The 6012-nt window shown below is 67.2% G+C and carries 6 protein-coding genes; 4 read left to right on the top strand and 2 right to left on the bottom strand.

Annotated features, from left to right (window positions below):
- Window positions 1-142 precede the first annotated feature (142 nt).
- The 4 genes from rpe (at window position 143) to ABJK26_RS04650 (ending at window position 4254) form a co-directional block, all read left to right on the top strand.
- On the top strand, window positions 143-811 hold the full coding sequence (gene rpe / locus ABJK26_RS04665) for a ribulose-phosphate 3-epimerase (protein WP_347241088.1): 669 nt from the start codon (window positions 143-145) through the stop codon (window positions 809-811).
- Window positions 792-1715: a class II fructose-1,6-bisphosphate aldolase gene (fba, locus tag ABJK26_RS04660; RefSeq protein ID WP_347241087.1), complete on the top strand. Its 924-nt coding sequence runs from the start codon at window positions 792-794 to the stop codon at window positions 1713-1715. Before rpe ends, fba begins: the two co-directional genes overlap by 20 nt.
- 28 nt (window positions 1716-1743) lie before the next feature.
- On the top strand, window positions 1744-2889 hold the full coding sequence (locus ABJK26_RS04655) for a class I SAM-dependent rRNA methyltransferase (RefSeq protein WP_347241085.1): 1146 nt from the start codon (window positions 1744-1746) through the stop codon (window positions 2887-2889).
- 234 nt (window positions 2890-3123) lie between these two features.
- On the top strand, window positions 3124-4254 hold the full coding sequence (locus tag ABJK26_RS04650; RefSeq protein WP_347241084.1) for a citrate synthase/methylcitrate synthase: 1131 nt from the start codon (window positions 3124-3126) through the stop codon (window positions 4252-4254).
- 5 nt (window positions 4255-4259) lie between these two features.
- Here the strand turns inward: ABJK26_RS04650 and moeB are convergent, their stop codons facing one another.
- Both moeB and ABJK26_RS04640 read right to left on the bottom strand, forming a co-directional pair.
- Window positions 4260-5069, bottom strand: coding sequence for a molybdopterin-synthase adenylyltransferase MoeB (gene moeB / locus ABJK26_RS04645; RefSeq protein WP_347241083.1), 810 nt, complete (start codon window positions 5067-5069; stop codon window positions 4260-4262).
- Window position 5070: 1 nt separating this feature from the next.
- Window positions 5071-5952 (bottom strand): acyltransferase, encoded by an 882-nt coding sequence (locus tag ABJK26_RS04640; protein WP_347241081.1) that lies wholly within the window; start codon window positions 5950-5952, stop codon window positions 5071-5073.
- Between the last annotated feature and the right edge of the window lie 60 nt (window positions 5953-6012).

The raw sequence follows: 6012 nt of genomic DNA, 5'->3' as shown, positions 1-6012 counted from the left end.
TAGCCTGGTGGGCACCTTCTGGGACAAGGCGGGGCAGAGCTACCCCCTGGCCCTGACCCAGCTCATCATCGCCTACTACCTGGTTAAGATGCGGGAGCTGGCCATTGAGCGGGGGCACCTGCGGGTGGCCTAGGGGGAGAAGATGCTGAAGTTCGCGCCCTCCATCCTCACGGCGGACCTTTCGCGGCTCAAGGAGGCCATAGAGGAGGCCCAGGCGGCGGGGGTGGACTGGATCCACCTGGACGTGATGGACGGGGTCTTCGTCCCCAACCTGACCTTCGGGCCCCTCCTCGTGGAGGCGGTGCGGAGGGTCACCGACCTGCCCCTGGACGTCCACCTCATGATCGTGAAGCCGGAGCGCTACCTCGAGGACTTCGCCCAAGCCGGGGCGGACCACATCACCGTGCACTTTGAGGCCACCTACCACCCCCACCGGGCGGTGCAGAGGGTGAAGGAGCTCGGGAAGAAGGCGGGGCTCGCCGTGAACCCCGGGACCCCCCTGGAGGCCTTTGAGCCTTTGCTTCCCGATTTGGACATCGCCCTCCTCATGAGCGTGAACCCGGGGTTTGGGGGGCAGCGGTACATCCCCACCGCCACCGCCAGGCTCAGGCGCCTCAAGGAGATGCGGGACCGCCTGAACCCCGCTTGCCTGATTGAGGTGGACGGGGGCGTGAACCGGGAGACCGTGGCCGAGGTGTACCGGGCGGGGGCGGACGTGGCCGTGGCGGGAAGCGCCCTTTTTAACGACCGCCCGGTGGCGGAAAACCTAAAAGCGCTGAAGGAGGTGGCCTATGCCTTTGGTGATCGGTAAAGAGGTCTTGGACAAGGCGAGGCGGGAAGGCTACGCGGTGCCCAGCTTCAACACCAACAACCTGGAGATCACCCAGGCCATCCTCGAGGTGGCTGATGAACTCAGGGCTCCGGTCTTCATCCAGGTTTCCGACGGGGCCCGCAAGTACGCCGGGATGGAGAACCTGGCCAACCTGGTGAAGGACATGGCGAGCCGGGTGCGGGTGCCGGTGGTCCTCCACCTGGACCACGGGGCGGACTTCGCCATGGTGATGCAGGCTCTAAGGGCGGGCTTCACCAGCGTGATGATAGACGCCAGCCACCATCCCTTTGAGGAGAACGTGCGGGAGACCCAAAAGGTGGTGGAGGCCGCCCACGCCGTGGGGGTGAGCGTGGAGGCGGAGCTCGGCCGCCTAAAGGGCATCGAGGACAACGTCCAGGTCTCCGAGGCCGAAGCCTTCCTCACCGATCCCGAGGAGGCGGAGCGCTTCGTGGCGGAGACGGGGATAGACTACCTGGCCATCGCCATCGGCACGAGCCACGGGGCCTACAAGGGGAAGGGGCGGCCCTACATAGACCACAAGCGCCTGGAGGAGATCGCGAAACGGGTTTCCATCCCCTTGGTCCTCCACGGGGCGAGCGGGGTGCCCGCCTGGCTTAAGGAGAAGCTTCTCGCCACGGGGGCCGAGCTCAAGGAGGCCACGGGGATCCACGACGAGGACATCAAGAAGGCCATCCCCAACGGCATCGCCAAGATCAACATCGACACCGACCTGCGTCTGGCCATGACCCTGGGCATCCGCGAGGTGGTGACGCAAAACCCCAAGGAGTTTGACCCCCGGAAGATCCTGGGCAAGGGCCGGGAGTACCTGAAGCAGGTGATCCGGGAAAAGTTCACCCTCATGGGCACCGTGGGCCGGGCCTGAGGCCTTTAGGCCGGGGTATGCTAGCCCCGTGCTGAGGGTGGTGGTCAAACCGGGGAAGGAGCGTAAGGTCCGGAACTTTTACCCCAACCTCTACCGGGACGAGCTCCAGGAGGTCCCGGAGGAGGCCGGGGTGGCCGAGGCGGTGGCCGCGGACGGGGACTTTTTGGCGGTGGGCTACCTGGACCCCCGTTCCCGGGTTCCCTTCCGGGCCTACCGCTTTGACCGGGGGCCCTTGAACCGGGCCTTCTTCCGCCAGCGCTTCGCCCGCGCCCTAAGGAAGCGGGAAGGCCTGGGAAGCGCCTACCGCCTGGTCCACGGGGAGGCGGACGGGCTTCCCGGGCTCGTGGTGGACCGCTTCGGGGAGGTGCTGGTGGTGCAGGTGCGCACCCGGGGAATGGAGGCCCTTAGGGAGGCCTGGCTCCCCGCCCTGGTGGAGGCCGTGGCCCCCAAGGGGGTCTACGAGCGGAGCGACCTCGAGGCCCGGCGGCAGGAGGGCCTTCCCGAAAGGGTAGGGGTGCTCTACGGGGAGGTGCCCGAGGTCCTGGAGGTGGAGGAGGACGGCCTCCTTTTCCCCATCCCCCTCGCCCTCGCCCAGAAGACGGGCTTCTACCTGGACCAGCGGGAGAACCGCCGCCTCCTGGAGGCCATGGTGCGCCCTGGGGAGCGGGTCTTGGACGTCTACAGCTACGTGGGCGCCTTCGCCTTGAGGGCGGCCCGCAAGGGGGCCTACGCCCTGGCGGTGGACAAGGACCTCGAGGCCCTGGCCGTCCTGGACCGGGCCGCCATGAGGGCGGGCCTCCGGGTGGACATCCGCCACGGGGACGCCCTTTCGGTGCTTAAGACCTTGGAGGGCCCCTTCCACCACGTCCTCCTGGACCCGCCCACCCTGGTGAAGCGTCCCGAGGAGCTTCCCGCCATGAAGCGCCACCTGGTGGACCTGGCGCGGGAGGCCCTGAGGCTTCTCGCCCCCGAGGGCTACTTCTGGCTCACGAGCTGCAGCTACTACCTCAAGGCCGAAGACCTCCTGGAGGTGGCCCGCCGGGCCGCCGCCGACCGGGGGGTGCGCCTTAGGGTCCACGCCCTCACCCACCAGCCCAAGGATCACCCCTGGAGCCTCCACGTGCCGGAAAGCCTCTACCTCAAGACCCTCATCCTCCAGGAGGACGCCCTCTAAGTACCCCGCTCCGGCGAAGGCCAGAAGAGTCCCAAAGAGCCCCTCCCTAGACCACGCTAAGGCCCGGTAATACCCCCCCACCCCAGCTTGCGCCAGCGTGGGGGCCTCTGGTAGCCAACGGCTCCAGAGCTTCCCAAGGCGAGGCGGCCCGGGAGGGACAAAGGAATCTTGGGCCGGGAGGCTTTCCCTGTATGATGAGGAGGAGCACCCTTGGGGTGCGGAAAAGGAGGAAGTATGGAAGTGGCACGGGGTTTGGAGGGCGTCCTCTTCACGGAAAGCCGGATGTGCTTCATTGACGGGGAGGCGGGCAAGCTCTACTACTACGGCATCCCCATCCAGGAGCTGGCGGAGAAGAGCACCTTTGAGGAGACCGCCTTCCTCCTCCTTCACGGGAGGCTGCCAAAGCGAGAGGAGCTAGAGGCCTTCAAAGGGGAGCTGGCGAGGCGGCGGGCCCTGCCTTCCCACCTCCTGGAGTCCTTCCGCCGCTACCCCACCTCGGCCCACCCCATGAGCTTCCTGCGCACGGCGGTCTCCGAGCTTGGCATGCTGGACCCCACCGAGGCCGACATCTCCCGAGACGCCCTCTACCAGAAGGGCCTGGACCTCATCGCCAAGTTCGCCACCATCGTGGCCGCCAACAAGCGCCTAAGAGAGGGCAAGGAGCCCATCCCCCCTCGGGAGGACCTCTCCCACGCCGCCAACTTCCTCTACATGGCGAACGGGGTGGAGCCCTCCCCCGAGCAAGAGCGCCTGATGGACGCCGCCCTCATCCTCCACGCCGAGCACGGCTTCAACGCCAGCACCTTCACCGCCATCGCCGCCTTCTCCACGGAGACTGACCTCTACTCGGCCATCACCGCCGCCGTGGCCTCCTTGAAGGGCCCCCGCCACGGCGGGGCCAACGAGGCGGTGATGAAGATGATCCAGGAGATCGGCACTCCCGAAAGGGCCCGGGAGTGGGTGCGGGAAAAGCTCGCCAAGAAGGAGCGCATCATGGGCATGGGCCACCGGGTCTACAAGGCCTTTGACCCCAGGGCCGGGGTGCTGGAGAAGCTGGCCCGGGTGGTGGCCGAGACCCACGGCCACTCCAGGGAGTACCAGATCCTGAAGATCGTGGAGGAGGAGGCCGGGAAGGTCCTGAACCCCCGGGGCATCTACCCCAACGTGGACTTCTACTCCGGGGTGGTCTACTCCGACCTGGGCTTCGGCCTGGAGTTCTTCACCCCCATCTTCGCCGTGGCCCGCATCGCGGGCTGGGTGGGGCACATCCTGGAGTACAAGGAGCTGGACAACCGCCTCCTCCGCCCCGACGCCAAGTACATCGGAGAGCTGGACGTGCCCTACGTGCCCCTCGAGGCCCGCTAGGGGGGTTATAGCCCGCAGAAGGCCTCGTAGTCTATGAGCTCCTTCTGGGTGGGGTGGTCCCCGCACACCGGGCAGGAGGGGTTGCGGCGGAGGGTGAGCTTGTGGAAGCTCCCTTCCAGGGCATCGTAGAGGAGGAGGTGCCCGGCGAGGGGCTTCCCCAGGCCAAGGAGAACCTTCAAGGCTTCGGCGGCCATGAGGCTTCCCACCACCGCGGGCAGAACCCCAAACACCCCGGCCTCGGCGCAGGAGGGCACGGAACCGGGGGGCGGGGGCTTGGGGAAGAGGCAGCGGTAGCAGGGCCCCATCTCCCCGCCCTCCACGGGGTGGTGGAAGACCGCCACCTGCCCGTCAAACTGGTAGATGGCCCCGTAGACCAGGGGCTTATTCAGGAACACCGCGGCGTCGTTCACCAGGTAGCGGGTGGGGAAGTTGTCCGAGGCGTCCACGATGAGGTCGTAGGGCCTCAGGATCTCCAGGGCGTTTTCCGAGGTTAGGCGGACCGGGTGGGCCTCTATTTGCACCAAGGGATTCAGGGCCTGAAGGCGCTCCTTGGCCGCCAGGGCCTTGGGCTTGCCCACGTCCTCCGTGGCATAGAGCACCTGGCGGTGGAGGTTGGAAAGCTCCACCCGGTCCATCTCCACGAGGCCCACCCGCCCCACCCCGGCGGCCACCAGGTACATTAGGACGGGCACCCCAAGCCCCCCCGCCCCCACCACCACCACGGAGGACCCCTTGAGCCTTTCCTGCCCCTCGGGGCCCACCTGGGGCAGGATCATCTGCCGGTGGTACCGGTCCAGCTCCTCCTTGGTCCACATCCTAGGCCTCCCGGGTGCCGAAGCCGGGGGGAAGGAAGTCGGGGTAGTCGGGGTTGCCCTTGCGGTCGGGGGCCTTGGGCACGAGGTCCGAGGGGTGGGGCTCCCCCCTTCGGCAGAAGGGGCAGTCCTGGCGCACCTTGTAGCGCACGGGCCTCGCGGGGATGCCCAGGGCGATGGCGTGGGGCGGGATGTCCTTGGTGACGATGGCCCCCGTGCCCACCATGGCATCGTCCCCGATGCGCACCCCGGCTAGGACGGTGGCGTGGTAGGTGATGCGCACCCCGCTCCCGATGACCGTCTCCTTCAGGGTCACGTCGGGGGAGGCCAGGACGTGGTGGGTGTGGCTGTAGACGTTGACGTAATCCGAAAGGGAGGTGCGGTCCCCGATCTTGATGCCCCCGATGTCGTCCAGGAGGACGTAGCGGTGCACCACCACGTCGTCGCCCAGCTCTAGGTTGTAGCCCACGGAGAACTCCACGTTCTGGAAGAACTTGGGGTTTTTCCCCACCCGCTTGAAGATGAAGGGGGCGAGGGCCCGCCTGATGGCCACCCCCGAGTGCACGGACTGGCCCAGAGGCGTGAGGTCTAGGACCTTCCAAATCCAAAGGAGAGGCTTCACCCGCCGGAACTTCTCCAGGTCCGTGGCGGCGTAGTACTCGGCCTCAAAGGTGATCCCCTCGGGGTCCAGGCCCATGGCTGCGAGGGGGTTCGCCTCCAGGAGCTCCTCGTAGGGCCTGCCGTAGAGGAGCCGGGCAAGCTCCTCCCGCACCAGGGCGTTCCGGTCCACGCTTGGGTCCGAAAGCCTCTCCGTGAGGCTTCCCAAATAGCGGTCCAGGGCCTTCTGGTGAAGGGGGGCGATCTCGCGGGGAAGAAGCCAGGGCATAGGACTATGCTACTCCCCAAGGCCCGGGCGCGCCGCCTTTCGCCTCACCCTACGGAGGAG

Source organism: Thermus sp. (genome assembly GCF_039793865.1).
In the GTDB taxonomy this organism is placed as follows: domain Bacteria; phylum Deinococcota; class Deinococci; order Deinococcales; family Thermaceae; genus Thermus.
Note: the sequence above shows the minus strand (reverse complement) of the source record. Positions and strands in the feature narration are given on the sequence as shown.

Bases quoted from the DNA above. Each gene is read 5' to 3' on its own strand.
- rpe (WP_347241088.1), top strand. From the start codon at position 143: ATGCTGAAGTTCGCGCCCTCCATCCTCACGGCGGACCTTTCGCGGCTC.
- fba (WP_347241087.1), top strand. From the start codon at position 792: ATGCCTTTGGTGATCGGTAAAGAGGTCTTGGACAAGGCGAGGCGGGAA.
- ABJK26_RS04650 (WP_347241084.1), top strand. From the start codon at position 3,124: ATGGAAGTGGCACGGGGTTTGGAGGGCGTCCTCTTCACGGAAAGCCGG.
- moeB (WP_347241083.1), bottom strand. From the start codon at position 5,069: ATGTGGACCAAGGAGGAGCTGGACCGGTACCACCGGCAGATGATCCTG.
- ABJK26_RS04640 (WP_347241081.1), bottom strand. From the start codon at position 5,952: ATGCCCTGGCTTCTTCCCCGCGAGATCGCCCCCCTTCACCAGAAGGCC.